The organism is Agrobacterium genomosp. 2 str. CFBP 5494, assembly GCF_900013495.1.
Taxonomy (GTDB): domain Bacteria; phylum Pseudomonadota; class Alphaproteobacteria; order Rhizobiales; family Rhizobiaceae; genus Agrobacterium; species Agrobacterium pusense.
Genome location: NZ_LT009718.1, coordinates 37,165 through 53,763 on the forward strand (window position 1 = coordinate 37,165; position 16,599 = coordinate 53,763).

Here is a 16,599-nt window from a genome sequence, read left to right on the forward strand (position 1 = left end):
TCGGACCGATCTTTTATATCTTGCGATAGAGAAAATAACGGTCCGTCGGCACGCTCTCCGGAACCGGCAACGGTTTCAGCAGGGGATGATCGAGAGGCAGACCGCTGACAGCGACGCCGCCTTTCGCCAGCATGCCGGCGGCGAGATCGGGCAACCATGTCAATGTGATCGCATCTTTTTCCGGATAGCCCGTGCCGATATCGGCATGCACCATTGCCGCTTCCGCACCGACGAATGCGGGAGCGGTCTGCGATATCTCGCCGATCACCAGGTCTTCGTCTGCCGGAACGGACGAGGCATGGGCACCCATGGCCCTGTCAAACGCAATGATCCTGCGCCCCGGAAACAGTTCCCGCAGATGATTGAAAGTTCGCCCGTTTCCAAGGCCGATTTCCATGAGCGCACCCTCATCCGGCATATCAAGATTGGCGGCGACATGATTGAGAATGTCACGCTGCGCGGTCAACCGGCGAATGAAACTGTCCAGTCTGCTCATGATCCGTCCGTTATCAGGCCTTGATGATGTGTCTTGCGGAAATGCCCCGGCGCGCGAAGGCGTTTCGCGTGTCGATGATCAGCGGAGCCCATTCGGCAAGGGCGGCATAGTCCACATTGTCATGGTCGGTCGCAACCAGAACAGCATCGAAAGCGCTGATGGACTGCCTGTCCCAGGAGACGGACTTCATGCCCATCAGGTGGCTGTATTCCCGTGTCTTCGGGATTTCGGCCACATGCGGATCAAAATAGGCCGCTTCGCCACCGCGCTCCTGAACAAGCTCGATGAGCTTCAATGAAGGGCTTTCACGAATATCGGGCACATTTTTCTTGTAGGCGAGACCGACGACCAGCACCTTCGAGCGGCTGAGCGCCTTGCCGGAATGGATGTCGAGCGCTTCCGCAACCCGCCCCACAACGTGGCGCGGCATGCCGGTGTTGATTTCACCTGCAAGCTCGATGAACCGCGTTGGCAATTCATATTCGCGAGATTTCCAGGTGAGATAGAAAGGGTCGATCGGTATGCAGTGACCGCCAAGACCGGGGCCGGGATAAAATGGCATGAAACCGAACGGCTTGGTTTTTGCCGCATCGATGACTTCCCATATATCGATACCCATGGCCTCGTAGACGACCTTAAGTTCGTTGACGAGCGCAATATTGACGGCGCGGAAGACATTTTCGGTGATCTTCACGGCCTCCGCCGTCGCGTTGGTCGAGACCGGAACGATTTTCTTGACCACCGATCCGTAAAAAGCCGCCATTAGCTGCCCAGCAGCCTCGCCGTCACCCGCAACGACCTTCGGAATGGTCGACGTTTCAAAGTCCCGGTTGCCGGGATCTTCCCGCTCAGGGGAAAAGCCGATGAAGAAATCGATACCTGAGACGAGACCGGTGCTCTCCAGAATGGTTTTCACAATCCCATCGGTAGTGCCGGGATAGGTGGTGGATTCCAGCACCACAAGCTGCCCCTTGCGCAGATGCGCGGCAATGTCGTGACAGGTCTTCTCGACATAGGAAAGGTCTGGCTCGCGATACTTCGTCAACGGCGTCGGTACGCAGATGGCGATCACGTCACACTCGGCCAATCTGGAGAAGTCGCATGTGGCAACAAAGCCGTCATTTTGCCTGGCTCCTGCGAGCACGGCATCCGAAACCGCCTCGATATAGCTCTGACCCGCATCTATCGCAGTAATTTTACCGGGGTCGATGTCGAAACCGACAACCTTGAAACCAGCTCTGGCGATTGTCATGGCAAGCGGCAGGCCCACATAGCCGAGGCCGATCACGCCCGCTTTGGCGCTCTTGTTCTCGATGCTGGAAAGCAGGGCTTGGGAAATGTCTGGAGAAGTCAAAGCGTGTCACGCTCCGCGCATGTGCAAAAGATGTCTTTCAGTTGGGCAAGAATGGCGAGGCTGTCAAGGCTCCGCGTCTTCAAATTCCGGTTGACGCCAGAGGCACGACCAACGCACAACCATCCGCATGAAGATCGCGTTTTATTCGCCGCTCAAAGCACCCAACCACCCCGTTCCTTCCGGCGACCGGTTGATGGCCCGCCTGTTGATGCAGGCGATGGCAATGGGTAGCCATGAGGTTTTTGTCGCGTCCGAGCTGCGAAGCTTCCTGAGACAGCCGGATGATCCCGAGCGGTCGTCCCTCGCCGACCGGGCCGAACGTGAAGTAGAGACTATTGCGGAGCGCTGGCGGTTGCACGGCGCACCGGACCTGTGGTTTTGTTATCACCCGTACTACAAGGCTCCAGACCTGCTCGGACCGGAACTCACCAGCCGTTTCAATATATCCTACGTCACCGCCGAAGCATCCTATTCGCCAAAGCGCAACGCCATGGGCTGGCAGGCAGTGCAGGACGGGTTGTTGTCGTCGTTGAACGAAGCCGCAGTCAATATCTGCTTCACCGAACGGGATCGCGAAGGGCTCGTACAGGCCTCTCCTGGGCTTCAATGGGCGATGCTTCCGCCTTTCATCGACCCCGCGCCCTTCCTCAAGGTTGTTCCCCAGCCGAAACGGACACGGCTCATCACCGTCGCCATGATGAGGGCGGGCGACAAACTTGAGAGCTATCGCGCCCTGTCGAACGCTCTCGCCCTGCTACCACAAGACCTAGACTGGACACTTGAGATCGTTGGCGACGGTCCGGAACGCGAGGCGGTGCGAGCCATGTTCAGCGGCTTCCCTGAAAATCGCCTCGTCTGGCACGGGCAAAAAGCCGCAGACGAGATCGCAGCGCTTCTCTCGAAAGCTGCCATTTATGTCTGGCCGGGTCACGGCGAGGCCTACGGCCTTGCCTATCTGGAAGCACAGGCAGCCGGCCTGCCCGTCATCGCCGAAAAAGTGGCGGGCGTTCCCGAAGTCGTAAAATCTGGCGCCACCGGATTACTGACACCTGAAAATGATAGTGCCGCTTATGCCGATGCGATCAAGGCCTTGCTCTACGACGACAGGCGGCGACAGGAACTGGCAAAAGCAGCCCGCCGGTTCGTCATGCATGAACGGTCTCTGGAAAATGCCGCAACCAAGCTGAACGATATTTTGATGCAAGCAAAGGCACGAAGATCATGAGTCTCGAAAAACTCGTCGCAGCACTGGACGAATGCGGACGTCGCGGCATTTCGGCCGATCTGTGGCTCAGGGACGACGATGCAGTGGACCCGACGGGGGCACTCGATACCCTGCTTGATCTTTGCGAAAGTTTCTCGGTTCCGGTCACCCTCGCGGTCATTCCCGAAACGACGACCCGCAGGCTCGCGCAGCATCTGGATGCCTCGGACATTGCCCAGGTGGCGGTTCACGGCTGGTCGCATACCAATTATGCCGGCGATGGACAAAAGAAACAGGAGCTTGGCCTCCACCGGGAACTTCCCCTCGTTCTCGACGAGCTGCAGTCCGGGCTGGAAAAACTCTACGATCTGCATGGACCACGTGTCGTGCCCATGCTGGTGCCCCCATGGAACCGCATCGACGCCCATATAGTGAGGGAACTGACAGGGCTTGGATATCGGGCCCTCTCCGTTTTCGGTCCGGAGAAGGACACAGCGCCGCCATGTCTGAATACGCATGTGGATGTGATCGATTGGCATGGCAGCCGCGGCGGCCGTGACCACGATGTCCTGTTTGCCGAGACGGCGGCCCGCATCCTGCGCGCTGCCGAGGAAGGCGGCACAATCGGCATCCTTACCCATCATCTCGTGCACGATGACACCGTCTGGCATTTCCTCCGGCGGCTTTTCGAGGTGACCGCACGGCACCGCGCAGCACGCTGGTGCTCCTCTGAAGACCTCGTCGAAGCAATCTCACCATGATTTCCAGGCGATCAGCAGCCCGCCGGCATCCTTGGCCAGATCCCGCCTGATCGCATCAACTGTATCAAACGGCGTTCGGTCCGGAACGGATGCCGCGACAAACGCTGCCGGTGCAAGGCTGATGCTTCCCTGCCGGGCAATAACGGTGAAAATCAACGGGCCGGTGGACCACCACGCCGGCGCGCGCGGCATTTCTTCGAGAATGTCGGGAAAGGCGGCCAGCATTTTGCGAAAGACCGGATGCGCAGCTGGAGCGGCAATAAAGGAATTAGCGAGAAGCATACTTCCCTGTCCGGTATTCCTCGGCGTTTTTTCATCAAATGCCGTGAGACCCGCAAGGGGAAGGAATGAATCGAAACTCACGTCGTCGCGCACCGGATACCAGTCGCAGTCGAGATAGATGCCGCCGAACCGCTCGAGCAGGATGTAGCGGGCGACGTCAACAGCACCCGGATAGTCGCCCTCGCCCAGCATCCTGTTAAAGACGCTATTCGCAAAAACCCCTTCCCGCTCAAGATCGGCTTCCCGCCAAAGGCGATAATCGTAGCCGTGCTTCAGCGCATGGGCAGCCCAGGCCTCGACCGACATGGGCGGCGATTTCTCGCCAATCCATATCTGATGAATGAGCCTCGGCACATCCTCCCGGCTTTTGAGGTTTATTGTGCGGCGTTCTTCCACGGAAAATCGCGCATATTTTTCCAGCACCTGCGGGGGTGGCACCAGCGTATACTGATAACCGATCTTCGCGACCATATCGCCTTCGGCCTTGGCAAGACGCAGCCGTGCGGCATGCAGCCGGCGCGGCAGGCCGAGCACCGTCTGCTCTCCCATCAGATGCCCGTCCTTTGCTGCAACCAGCGATAAGAGAAGCGCGTTCGCCTCAGCATATTGGCCGTTATTCTGCAACTGACGCGCATCGTTCAGCTTGGCGTCGTAATATTTCTTGTCGGACATGGATCCTCGTTCGAAAGCTCCCGTCAGCATATTACGAAACAAGCGCGGTGGGGCAAGTCGCAGCATTTCGGAAGCCGGCTTCAAATTTGCTAAAGAATTCGATGTTTCAGAAGGATAGACAGACAACAAACCCTGCGATAACGTTGCTTTAAGCCCTCCCGAGCAATTGTCACAAGGCAACGATAAAGAGGCGGCAAGGAACCCTTTGGCATGAGCGCAGGCGCAGATTTGCTCCGTATCGAAAATCTGCAGGTCTCGTTTTCTCTCATGGGTGGAACGATCGATGCAGTCAGGGGGGCGAGCCTCCGCATTCTTCCGGGAAAAGTAACCGCATTGGTCGGTGAATCCGGCTCCGGAAAATCCGTCATTGGCCAGACGATCATGGGCATCCATCCCAAGACCGCTCGTGTGAATGGCCGCGTGCTGTTCACCGATCCGGAAAACACTGCGGGCGGTCCCGTCGATCTTTTGCAATTGCCCAAAGACGGCCGCGAAATCCGCGCCATCCGTGGCAACCGCATCGGGCTGATCTTTCAGGAGCCCATGACCTCTTTTTCGCCGCTGCACACCATCGGCAACCAGATTGACGAGGCGCTCAGAATCCACAGCATCCTTTCGCCGGCGGAACGTGCGGAAAAAATGTATGAGACACTCGATCTCGTCGGGTTTTCGAACCCGAAGAAGGTCGTGAACATGTATCCTTTCGAGCTTTCAGGCGGCATGCGCCAGCGCGCCATGATCGCCATGGCGCTGATCTGTCGTCCCGCGCTTCTGATCGCCGACGAACCCACGACGGCGCTTGATGTGACCATTCAGGCGCAAATCCTCAAGCTGCTGCGTGACCTGCAGAGCAGGCTGAATATGAGCATGCTGCTAATCACCCATGACCTCGGCGTGGTGGCGAACATTGCAGATGAGGTTGCCGTGATCTATCAGGGCGAGATCATGGAAGCCGGCACGGTCGATGATATCTTCAAATCGCCAGCCCATCCCTATCTCAAGGGTTTGATGGCAGCCGTTCCGCATTTCGACATGAAGCCGGGCGAGAGGCTGAAGGCGCTACGCGAAATCAACGTCGACCATGAAAGCCTGGTGGGCAAGAAAACCGCGACGGTCAACAAAACCCCTGGTCCGCTTTTGACCGTGGACAATATCAGCAAGACGTTCACGACGCGCAAATCGAGCTGGTTCCGCAAAGGTGACGCCAGCGCAACCAAAGCGGTAAACAGCGTCAGCTTTGAGATCCGTCGTGGAGAATGTCTGGGGCTGGTCGGCGAAAGCGGCAGCGGCAAGACAACCGTCAGCAAAATCCTCATGCGCGCCGTTCGCCCGGATCAGGGTTCCGTCACCTTCCACCGTCCGCAGGGCGATATCGATGTCCTCAACGCCCGGGACGATGACCTGAAAGAGCTCCGGTCGAAGATACAGATGGTCTTTCAGGACCCGATATCGTCGCTATCGCCGCGCATGACCGTGGGAAACATCCTGAGCGAGCCGTTGGAAATCCACGGTCGGGGTGATGCGAAATATCGCTCCGAAAAAGTGCGCAATCTCGTCAGGGCCATCGGGCTTGGGGAAAGCGCGCTGAACCGTTATCCGCACAGTTTTTCGGGCGGGCAAAGACAACGTATCGGCATTGCAAGAGCCCTCGCACTTGGCCCGGAACTGCTGATCTGCGACGAACCCGTCTCCGCTCTCGATGTTTCCGTGCAGGCGCAAATTCTCAATCTGCTGAAAGATTTGCAGCAGGATCTCGGGCTTACCTACCTCTTCATCTCGCATAATCTTGCGGTGGTGGATTATATGGCCGATCGCGTGGCGGTCATGTGCGAGGGCCGCATCGTGGAGCTGGCGCCACGGGAAATCCTGATGCGCGCTCCAGTGCATCCCTATACGAAATCCCTGCTGGCCGCCGTGCCTTTCCCCGATCTCGACCGTCCGCTCGATTTCCGCACCATCGGCAAGATCAGCGCGACGGGCAAATTTGACTGGGGCAAACAGTTCCGCGACGAGGGGGACGGCGAGATGGTATCGGCCGATCTTGGGGAAGGCCATTTCGTACTTGCGAACGGCAATGCCGACATGCGGGAGCTTCGCCCTTGATCACGCGTCGCACCGCTCTTGCCCTCTTGGCCTCTGTCTTTGTGCCGGCTTATGCGCGGGCCTCCTATACCGACCCCACCTATTTCAAGGAAAAACGCGAAAAGGGCGAATTGCCCGACATCGCCGAGCGCCTGCCGAAAAACCCGCGCGTCATCGACATGAAGGCACTTGGCCGAGAGCCGGGGAAACATGGCGGCTCGGTACGGATGCTCATTGGCGGCCAACGCGACATTCGCCTGATGCCGATCAGCAGCTATGCCCGCCTTGTCGGTTACGACGAAAAATTCGAACTTCATCCGGATATTCTCGAAAGCTACGACGTACAGGAAGAACGCATCTTCACCTTCAGGCTGCGCGAAGGCCATAAGTGGTCCGATGGCAGTGATTTCACGTCAGAGGATTTCCGCTATTTCTGGGAAGATGTTGCCCTCAATAAGGAAATCCACAAGGGCGGTCCGCCGATCGAGCTTCTGGTCAATGGCAAACCGCCCCAGATCGAGGTCGTTGACCGGCTGACCGTGCGATACACCTGGGACGGCCCCAATCCAGATTTTCTGGCGAAACTGGCGGCCGCCTCGCCGGCGCGGCTGTTCTTGCCTGCCGCCTATATGAAACAGTTCCACATCAAATATCAGACGGCGGAAAAGCTCGCCAAGCTGATCAAGAAAAACAAGACAGACGACTGGAGCGGGCTGCATATCAAGATGTCGCGGCAGGTGCGTCCCGAAAATCCGGATCTGCCGACGCTCGATGCCTGGCGTAACACCACCGCGCCGCCGGCCGAACAATTCGTGTTCGAACGCAACCCCTATTATCACCGCGTCGATGAAAACGGCCTGCAACTGCCCTATCTCGACCGCTTCCTGCTCAACGTCACCTCGTCGGATATCATCTCGGCCAAGACGGCGTCGGGCGATAGCGACCTGCAATATTTCGGCCTCGATTTCGCTGATTACACTTTCCTGAAGGATGCTGAAAAGCGCTTCCCCCTGAAAGTTAACCTCTACAAGCGCTCCCAGGGCTCGCGCATCGCGCTGCTGCCAAATCTCAATTGCGCCGACCCGGTCTGGCGCAGCGCTTTCCAGGATGTGCGTGTGCGCCGCGCGCTCTCGCTCGCGATCAACCGGCACGAAATCAACATGGTCTGTTTTTACGGGCTCGCGAAGGAAAGCGCAGATACCGTACTGCCGGAAAGCCCGCTTTACCGGCAGGAATTTGCGGACGCCTGGAGCGCTTTCGACCGCGCAGCGGCCAACAGGCTGCTCGATGAAGCGGGTCTCGACAAGCGCGACAGTGCCGGCCTTCGGCTCCTGCCTGATGGTCGACCCGCCTATATCATTGTCGAGACGACAGGCGAAAGCACGCTCGAAACAGACGTGATGGAGCTGGTGACGGATCACTGGCGACATATCGGCATTGCCGTTTCTGTACGCCCCACCCAGCGCGATGTTTTCCGCAAGCGCGCCATGGGCGGAGAAGTACTGATGTCGGTGTGGATGGGTATGGACAATGGCGTGCCAACGGCCGACATGCTGCCTTCCGGCCTTGCCCCCACCGGTGACGACCAGTTGCAATGGCCGGTCTGGGGGATTCACTATCTATCCGGCGGCCGTGAAGGCAAAGAGCCCGATCTGCCGGAAGCGGCCCATTTGCTTGATCTTCTGAAAAAATGGCGTCGAAGCGTCACCGAGGAAGAACGTCAGGCAATCTGGCTGGAAATGCTTGGCGTCTATACGCAGCAAGTATTTTCCATCGGCATCGTCAACGGCGCGCTGCAGCCCGTCGTCCATGTCAAGCGCATGCGGAACGTGCCGGAAAAGGCGCTTTTCGGTTATGAACCCACTTCCTATCTCGGCGTCTACATGCCGGATAGCTTCTGGTATGACGGAGACGCCTGATATGCTGCGGTATATTCTGAAGCGCGTCCTCGTCATGATCCCGACGCTCATCCTGATCTCGATGCTGGTTTTCACCATCATCGAACTGCCCCCAGGCGATTATTTCGAAAGCTATGTCGCTGAGCTGCGCGCCATGGGCGAAACGGCAAATCTTGCCGAAATCGAGGAACTGCGCGTCCGTTACGGCTTCGATCAGCCGGCCCCGATCCGCTATTTCCGCTGGGCGACCGGCATGCTTGTCGGCGATTTCGGTTATTCCTTCGAATATCAGCTACCCGTGAGCGACGTGGTGGGAGATCGCCTGTGGCTGACGGTTCTGGTTTCCTTCGTTACCATCATTGTCACCTGGCTGCTGGCTTTTCCAATCGGCATCTATTCCGCCACGCATAAATACAGCTGGGGCGATTACGGGCTAACCTTCCTCGGCCTGCTCGGCATCGCGATCCCCAACTTCATGCTGGCATTAATTCTGATGTACTTCGCCAACATATGGTTCGGCATCTCCATAGGCCATCTGATGGACCGGGAATATCTGAACCAGGCGATGAGCTGGGCGAAGTTCAAGTCGATCCTTGAGCATATCTGGATTCCCGTTCTCATCATCGGAACGGCGGGCACGGCCGGCATGATCCGCCGCCTGCGCGCCAACCTTCTGGATGAATTACAGAAGCAATATGTGGTCACCGCCCGCGCCAAGGGCCTGCACCCTTTCAGGGTATTGACCAAATATCCGCTGCGCATGGCCCTGAATTTTTTCATCTCGGATATCGGCTCGATCCTGCCTGCCATCATATCGGGCGCGGAAATTACCGCCGTCGTCCTGTCGCTCGAGACCACCGGCCCCATGCTCATCCGGGCGTTGCAAAGCCAGGACATGTATCTGGCGGGTTCGTTCCTGATGTTCCTTGCGTTCCTGACGGTGATCGGCGTTCTGGTGTCGGATATCGCCCTTGCCATACTCGATCCGAGAATCCGCTTCGGAGGTGGTAACGTCAAATGACTTCATCCATTCCGAATCCCGGCGAAGCCCTGCCGCACTATGTCTCGACCGCGCCCTTCGACCCGTCGCTGATCGAACCCAACACGTCTGGCATGGCGGCCTTCAGCAAAGCCTCGCAGTTGAAGCTCATGTGGTGGCAGTTCCGCCAGCACAAGATCGCGGTGTGGTCCGGCGCCTTTCTGGTGGTGCTTTACCTTTCGATTCTGATCTGCGAGTTCCTCGCCCCCTATAATCTCCACACACGCAATATCGAACACATATACGCCCCGCCCCAGGCCATCCACCTCTTCAATGACGGGAAATTTGTCGGCCCCTTCGTGTATGGCCGTGAAATGACGCTCGACATGGAAAATCTGAGGCGTGTCTACCGGGACGTGCCGACCGATATCCAGCCGCTGCGTTTCTTCTGCAAGGGTGACACCTATCGTTTCTGGGGCATGTTCGAGGGCAGAACCCATCTCGTTTGCCCGGCAGAAGGCGGTGAACTGTTCCTTCTCGGCACCGACCGCCTCGGACGTGACGTGCTGTCCCGTATCATCTACGGCGCGCGCATTTCACTGACCATCGGCCTCCTCGGCGTCGCCATGAGCTTCGTTCTCGGCATTGTGATCGGTGGCCTGGCGGGATATCGCGGCGGCACGTTTGACCTGATTGTCCAGCGCATCATCGAGGTCCTGCAATCCATTCCCAGCATTCCGCTATGGCTGGCGCTCGCGGCCATCATGCCGGTAACCTGGAGTCCGATCCTCGTTTATCTCGGCATCACCATCATTCTCGGCATGCTGGACTGGACCGGGCTAGCGCGCGCCGTGCGTTCAAAGCTACTGGCGTTGCGCGAGGAAGACTATGTTTTGGCTGCGCAATTGATGGGAGCGGGCACACCGCGTATCATTGGCCGACATCTTATTCCGGGCTTCATGTCCCATCTTATCGCCTCGGCCACCCTGACGATACCGGGCATGATCCTTGGCGAAACAGCGCTCAGCTTCCTGGGCCTCGGCCTGCGCCCCCCGATCACAAGTTGGGGAATTCTGCTCACGGAGGCGCGCAGCGTCAGCGTCATTGCGCTATATCCCTGGCTTCTCATCCCGACGATCCCTGTCGTTCTCGTCATTCTGGCCTTTAATTTCTTCGGTGACGGACTACGTGATGCTGCGGACCCCTTCAGATAAAATGGAATACACCTTGATAAACTGCCCTTCCGAAGCCGCCTTCATCGTGAAAGGCAAAAAGAGGTGTGGCCCATGAGCTCCCGTTTGAACGACGCGCGCATTCTCATGTACAGCCACGATTCCTTCGGTCTCGGCCATCTGCGGCGGTGTCGCACCATTGCGCATGCCCTGGTGGAGGATTATCGCGGTCTCAACGTCCTCATCATTTCAGGGGCTACCATTGCAGGTGCCTTCGATTATCGCGCCCGCGTCGATTTCGTGAAAATTCCGAGCGTCATCAAGCTGCGCAATGGCGAATACACCTCGATGGACAGGCATATCGATCTTCAGGAAACGCTGAAGATGCGCCGGTCCATCATCTACCATACCGCCGAAAGCTTCCAGCCTGACATCTTCATCGTCGACAAGGAGCCGATGGGCCTTCGCGGCGAGGTGGAGGAAACACTCGCTTATCTCAAGGGACAGGGCACCAAGCTCGTTATCGGCCTGCGTGATGTCATGGATGCGCCGCAGCTGCTCGAGGCGGAGTGGAAGCGCAACAACGTCATGACCAAGATCGGCCAGTTCTATGACCATGTCTGGGTCTATGGCCCGCCGGATTTCCACGATCCGCTGACAGGGCTCGACGTTCCGCAGACGGTGCGCGACAAGATGGATTTCGTGGGCTTTCTTCAGAGATCGAAGACACAGGCGGAGACCGCGGCGCATCGGCCGGAAGGCGATTATCTTCTCATCACCACAGGCGGCGGTGGCGACGGCAGTGAATTGATCGATGACGTCATCAACGCCTACCGACATGACCCGGAGCTGACGCACAAGGCGCTGGTCGTGCTCGGCCCTTATATGCCGGCGGATCAGCGCCAGCGCTTCATGAGCAGCGTAGCCGATATACCGCACATCGAAATCATCGAATTCGACAATCGCATGGAAGATCTCGTCGCTGGTGCGCAGGCCGTGGTCTCCATGGGTGGCTATAACACTGTCTGCGAAATATTGTCCTTCGACAAACCCGCACTCGTCGTGCCCCGCACGGTGCCGCGGGAGGAGCAGCTTATCCGCGCCAGCCGCGCATCGGAGCTGGGTCTTTTCGACATGCTCCTGCCGGAAGATGCCGAGAACCCAGCCAAGATGGCGGCCGCCCTCAAAGCCCTGCCGCACCGCGCGCCGCCATCCGTCAATTCGTGCGGGCTGAAGCTCGACGGGTTGGAAAACATATCACGCAGGATTGCCGAATGGCTGCCGCCCGAGGGCGACAAGACGCCGATCACGCTCAGCGCGTAACCCGGCCTCGGCAACCAACGTTCAGAAGAGACGCGCGCAACGTGACTGATGCAAAAAAAATCGTGGTGCTCCTCAAGGGCTATCCGCGCCTGTCCGAGACTTTTATCGCCCAGGAATTGCTGGGGCTTGAGAAGGCCGGGCTGAAGCTCGAACTCATGTCCATGCGCCGGCCAACGGACAAGAAACGCCATCCCGTTCATGATGAGATCCGCGCGCCCGTCACCTACCTGCCGGAGTATCTGCATGAGGAACCTCTGCGTGTGCTGAAAGCCCTGTGGGTATGTCGCAAAAAGCCGGGCTTCACCAAGGCGCTTCGCCAGTTTCTCAGCGACCTGCCCCATGATCTCAGCCGCAACCGCTTTCGCCGTTTCGGTCAGGCGGCCGTGCTGGCCAATGAATGGCCGGAGGATGCCGGGTGGCTGCATGTGCATTTCATTCATACGCCCGCCTCAGTCGCGGCCTATACCCATCTCATCACGGGCACGCCCTGGACGATTTCGGCCCACGCCAAGGACATCTGGACCTCCAGCGACCGTGACCTTGCCGCCAAGCTGCAAAGCGCCCGCTGGGCCGTGACCTGCACTGCCAGCGGCTTTCGGCATCTGTCGACCCTTTCCGGGGTGAGGCAGAACGTGCATCTGAGTTATCATGGCCTCGATCTCACGCGTTTCCCGCATTTCGACACGCCGCGGCCGGCGAGAGACGGTTCAGACGCCGAGGATCCGGTCAGGATTTTGAGTGTCGGCCGTGCGGTCAAGAAAAAGGGAATCGATATTCTGTTGCGCGCGCTCGCCTCGCTGCCACGCAATATCCATTGGCGCTTTACCCATATCGGCGGCGGGGACGAATTGGCTGCGCTGAAAAAACTCGCGGACGAACTTGGCGTCTCCGACAGGGTCGTCTGGACGGGAGCCATGGACCAGAAGCAGGTGCTGGAGAATTACCGGCAAGCGGACCTCTTTGCCCTTGCCTGCCGCATCACCAGCGATGGCGACCGCGACGGTCTTCCCAACGTGTTGGTCGAGGCTGCGAGCCAGGCGATGACCTGCATCTCCACCAACATATCGGGCATTCCGGAGTTCTTCGTCGGTGGTGAAAACGGCCTGCTCACAGAGCCGGAAAATCCAGCGGCCTTCGCAGATGCCCTGCGCTTGGCTATTACCGATCCGCAATTGCGCCTGCGTCTTGGCAACGCCGCCGAAAACCGCGTGCGCACCGCCTTCGATCATCGCACCAGCATTGCCGAACTGAAGACGCTCTTCGAGACCGAATGGGAAAAGACACCATGACCGAGATGGAAAAGCGGCCCTGTGTTTTCTTTTATGTCCAGCATCTTCTTGGCATCGGCCATATAGCCCGCGCCAGCCGCATCGCCAATGCCCTTCAGACGGATGGTTTCGACGTAGTTCTGGTGACGGGCGGAACGCCTGTCCCGGGTTTTCCGGGTGAAGGCATCCGTCATGTCGAATTGCCGCCGATTGCCGTCAGCGATGGCAGTTTTGCCGGCCTGGTCGACAGTTCCGGCAAACCGGTGGATGACGACTTCAAGAGGCTCAGGACCGATATGCTGATCGGTGCCTATCATGGCGCCAAACCCGATATCGTCATCATTGAGGCTTTTCCCTTCGGCCGCAGGCAGGTGCGGTTCGAACTGCTTCCGCTTCTCGATGAGATCGAGGATAGCGAACCGCGCCCGCTCGTCATGGCGTCATTGCGAGATATATTGCAGGAAAAACCAAGCCGGGCCGGGATGAAGAAACCGTCTCGCTGGTAAAGAAACATTTCGACGCCGTGCTCGTGCACGGCGACCCGGATTTCGCCCGGCTGGAAGATACCTTTCCCCTCGCCAGCGAGATACGTCAGCGTATTGTCTATACCGGCCTGGTGGCCCCGCTTCCACCGCCGGAACCGGTCGAGAAATTCGATATTGTGGTCTCCGCCGGCGGCGGCGCTGTCGGTGCGGCCCTTGTCCGGGCCGCCCTTGAGGCCGCGCCGCTGCTGGACGGTATCAAGAGCTGGTGTCTCGTCACCGGTCCCAATATGCCACAGGCGGATTTCGATGCGATATTGGCTGCGGCACCGGAAAATATCTCCGTTTTCCGCTTCCGCAAGGATTTCGCGAGCTTGCTCGCCGGCGCGCGCCTTTCGGTATCACAGGCCGGCTACAACACCGTCTGCGATATTCTTCAGGCAAAATGCCGTTCGCTCCTCATCCCTTTCGCGGCCGGCGGTGAAACCGAACAGAGCGCCCGTGCGGAGCGGCTGGCCGGGCTTGGGCTTGCCCATGTGCTGGAAGAGAAAGATATTTCGCCAGCCTCCATGGCCGAAGCGATCAAGGCGGCACTCGTCCTGCCGCCACCCGGTACGGTCCACCTCAATCTCGATGGCGCCGCCGGGACGGCTAGGACGCTGCATCGGCTTTATGATGAGCGGTAAGGATCGCCTTTAGTTCACGCACCGCTGCCTCATCCGTGACTTTGCGCCCCGCCCCGGTGAAACCGAGCTTCGCCACGCGGCTTTCCGGATCATAATGAGGAACGGCGGAACAGGATGCGTGGATTTCGGTGATTGGAAGCCGGTCAAGCAGCGTCTGCACGCTTTGCGGACGCACGCCGGCACCCGGCATGATAGCGATCCGGCCGGCAGCGACCTCCGACAAGCGGGCCAGAGTGTCCACCCCTTCCAGCGCTGAACGTGCGCCGCCGGAAGTGAGAATTCTGGAAAAGCCCAGCGCAACGGCGGCCTCGAGGGCTTCATCCATGGCGGGAACGACATCGAAAGCCCGGTGAAGCGTCACATCCAGACCGTTGGCATGACGACGCAGCTCTTCGAGCAACGGAAGATCGAGGGAGCCGTCCTCGCGCGATGCACCGAGCACCACGCCGGAAAGGCCCGCGGCGCGCGCCGCATCTATATCGCGTTTCATCACATCCGCTTCATCACGCGTGAAAACGAAATCGCCGGCGCGTGGCCTGATCATCACGCTGACGGGCAACCCATAAGCCGCAGCGCGGTGCATAAAGCCGACAGACGGGGTGACCCCGCCGCCGGACAGTGCCGCGCAAAGTTCGATACGGTCCGCCCCGCCTCTCACTGCGGCTTCCAGGCCGGCCACATCGTCCACGCAAATCTCGAGAATCATCATAGCCTCTTTCATTCGATGGCGGTTACCTGCGGCGACCGATCCCATCAAGGGCGTAGAGCATATAAACCCCGCCAATCCCGACGATCGCCCCGAGGATCGACGTTCCCGAATAATTGGAGACGAGCGTGCCAAGGGCAAAAATCAGGGCGCCCAGACCCGCTCCAAGAAAAATATTGACAGCGATCAGCGAACTGCCGAGGCCCGGCCGGTCCGCGATCAGTTCCTGCAGGTAGGTGATGGGTATGCTGATGATCGCCGCCGCCCCCAGTGCGCTGATGACGGTCTGGGCATAGATATGCCACGGCGCCGATGCGAGCCCCTGCAGGATCAGGTAAACAGCGTAAAGCAGTGCGCCCGCGGCAAGCGTCAGCGTCTGGGGCACCTTCTTTTCTATCCAGCCCCACAGCAGGATGAAAACGATTTCCAGCGCGGCGACGATACCGGCGACGATCCCGATATCGGCCACCGTACCCTTGGCCTGGCCGGTAATGATGAGGGAGCGCACGGAATCGTTCAAATGCAGCATCGAGCAGATCAATGCGATGGCGACGATCCGAAGCAGCACCCGACGTGATCCGATTTCACCAAGCGAGGCGCGCAGGCCAAAACGCGCTTCGGTACTGGCCGAGGCGGGCGTGGCGGCGCGCGGCAGGCAGAAGGCCACCAGCAGAAAACAGACGAGCGCGCAGACGCCCGAGAACAAAAACGCGGTCAGCATGTTTCCGGAATTAACCAGAAATACCCCTACAAGCCCCGGCACCAGCACCCAGGAAAGCGAGATCGTCGCCCGCATGATGGAATTCACCGCGATCATCTCGCCCGTCGAAAGATTGCGGGCGTCGGCACGCACATGCGCAAAGATCAGCGAATTCATAGCGCCGAAAATTGGCAAAAGCACGAGTTTGGAGGCCACAAAGGCAGTGGCATTACCGGCGAGATAAACCAGCAGGTAACCGCTGACACCGAACAGCGCAATATAGAGCATTGGCTTGCGATATTCACCCAGCCTGTCAGCGACGATGCCCATCAGCACACTGGCGCTGACATTGATGACGGCGGCAAACAGCATCAGCAGCGAATAGACGGTGTTGCTGAGCCCGATTTCGCGAATGCCGATCACCGCCTGATAGGGCGCGGTCGCCGCATTCGAAAATCCGAAGAACAGGATGGCGAGCGCCCCGATGCGGATCGACGGATTGTTGATGACGATGGAAAGAGCCGACGGCATGGA

General features: G+C 58.8%; 13 protein-coding genes and 1 pseudogene. 9 read left to right on the forward strand and 5 right to left on the reverse strand.

The features are described from left to right. Positions 1-13 precede the first annotated feature (13 nt). Both AGR2A_RS00160 and AGR2A_RS00165 read right to left on the reverse strand, forming a co-directional pair. Positions 14-496: a class I SAM-dependent methyltransferase gene (locus AGR2A_RS00160; protein ID WP_072495114.1), complete on the reverse strand. Its 483-nt coding sequence runs from the start codon at positions 494-496 to the stop codon at positions 14-16. Positions 497-509: 13 nt separating this feature from the next. Continuing rightward, positions 510-1,850: a nucleotide sugar dehydrogenase gene (locus tag AGR2A_RS00165; RefSeq protein WP_072495115.1), complete on the reverse strand. Its 1,341-nt coding sequence runs from the start codon at positions 1,848-1,850 to the stop codon at positions 510-512. A gap of 127 nt (positions 1,851-1,977) precedes the next feature. Here AGR2A_RS00165 and AGR2A_RS00170 point away from each other — a divergent pair, with 127 nt between their 5' ends. Then, on the forward strand, positions 1,978-3,075 hold the full coding sequence (locus AGR2A_RS00170) for a glycosyltransferase family 4 protein (protein WP_072495116.1): 1,098 nt from the start codon (positions 1,978-1,980) through the stop codon (positions 3,073-3,075). Next, positions 3,072-3,815 (forward strand): polysaccharide deacetylase family protein, encoded by a 744-nt coding sequence (locus AGR2A_RS00175; protein WP_072495117.1) that lies wholly within the window; start codon positions 3,072-3,074, stop codon positions 3,813-3,815. The genes AGR2A_RS00170 and AGR2A_RS00175 overlap by 4 nt, the downstream gene beginning before the upstream one ends. On the opposite strand, the gene AGR2A_RS00180 is transcribed toward AGR2A_RS00175, so the two are convergent. Further along, a complete protein-coding gene (locus tag AGR2A_RS00180) occupies positions 3,807-4,769 on the reverse strand; it encodes a glycosyltransferase family 32 protein (protein WP_072495118.1) in 963 nt (320 codons plus the stop codon). The two genes, AGR2A_RS00175 and AGR2A_RS00180, sit on opposite strands and share 9 nt — an antisense overlap. Before the next feature lie 210 nt (positions 4,770-4,979). Between AGR2A_RS00180 and AGR2A_RS00185 the strand changes: the two genes are divergently transcribed. The 7 genes and pseudogenes from AGR2A_RS00185 to AGR2A_RS00215 all read left to right on the forward strand — a co-directional run bounded on the left by AGR2A_RS00185 (position 4,980) and on the right by AGR2A_RS00215 (position 14,659). After that, on the forward strand, positions 4,980-6,872 hold the full coding sequence (locus AGR2A_RS00185) for an ABC transporter ATP-binding protein (RefSeq protein ID WP_004443693.1): 1,893 nt from the start codon (positions 4,980-4,982) through the stop codon (positions 6,870-6,872). Further along, the gene (locus AGR2A_RS00190; RefSeq protein WP_072495119.1) at positions 6,869-8,770 is read left to right on the forward strand and encodes an ABC transporter substrate-binding protein; all 1,902 of its coding nucleotides are present in this window, start codon (positions 6,869-6,871) and stop codon (positions 8,768-8,770) included. The genes AGR2A_RS00185 and AGR2A_RS00190 overlap by 4 nt, the downstream gene beginning before the upstream one ends. 1 nt (position 8,771) lies before the next feature. Next, positions 8,772-9,770 (forward strand): ABC transporter permease, encoded by a 999-nt coding sequence (locus tag AGR2A_RS00195; RefSeq protein ID WP_004443698.1) that lies wholly within the window; start codon positions 8,772-8,774, stop codon positions 9,768-9,770. Next, on the forward strand, positions 9,767-10,942 hold the full coding sequence (locus AGR2A_RS00200; protein WP_072495120.1) for an ABC transporter permease: 1,176 nt from the start codon (positions 9,767-9,769) through the stop codon (positions 10,940-10,942). The genes AGR2A_RS00195 and AGR2A_RS00200 overlap by 4 nt, the downstream gene beginning before the upstream one ends. A gap of 72 nt (positions 10,943-11,014) precedes the next feature. After that, positions 11,015-12,223 carry a glycosyltransferase family protein gene (locus AGR2A_RS00205; protein WP_006699094.1) on the forward strand — a complete coding sequence of 403 codons (1,209 nt, stop codon included), beginning with the start codon at positions 11,015-11,017 and terminating at the stop codon, positions 12,221-12,223. Positions 12,224-12,264: 41 nt separating this feature from the next. Next, a complete protein-coding gene (locus tag AGR2A_RS00210; RefSeq protein ID WP_072495121.1) occupies positions 12,265-13,512 on the forward strand; it encodes a glycosyltransferase family 4 protein in 1,248 nt (415 codons plus the stop codon). After that, positions 13,509-14,659, forward strand: a pseudogene (locus AGR2A_RS00215) (glycosyltransferase family protein). The gene AGR2A_RS00210 and the pseudogene AGR2A_RS00215 overlap by 4 nt, the downstream one beginning before the upstream one ends. On the opposite strand, the gene AGR2A_RS00220 reads toward AGR2A_RS00215, so the two are convergent. Then, on the reverse strand, positions 14,625-15,365 hold the full coding sequence (locus tag AGR2A_RS00220; RefSeq protein ID WP_022556912.1) for a copper homeostasis protein CutC: 741 nt from the start codon (positions 15,363-15,365) through the stop codon (positions 14,625-14,627). The pseudogene AGR2A_RS00215 and the gene AGR2A_RS00220 sit on opposite strands and share 35 nt — an antisense overlap. A gap of 25 nt (positions 15,366-15,390) precedes the next feature. Then, a complete protein-coding gene (locus tag AGR2A_RS00225) occupies positions 15,391-16,596 on the reverse strand; it encodes an MFS transporter (protein ID WP_072495123.1) in 1,206 nt (401 codons plus the stop codon). Positions 16,597-16,599 lie beyond the last annotated feature (3 nt).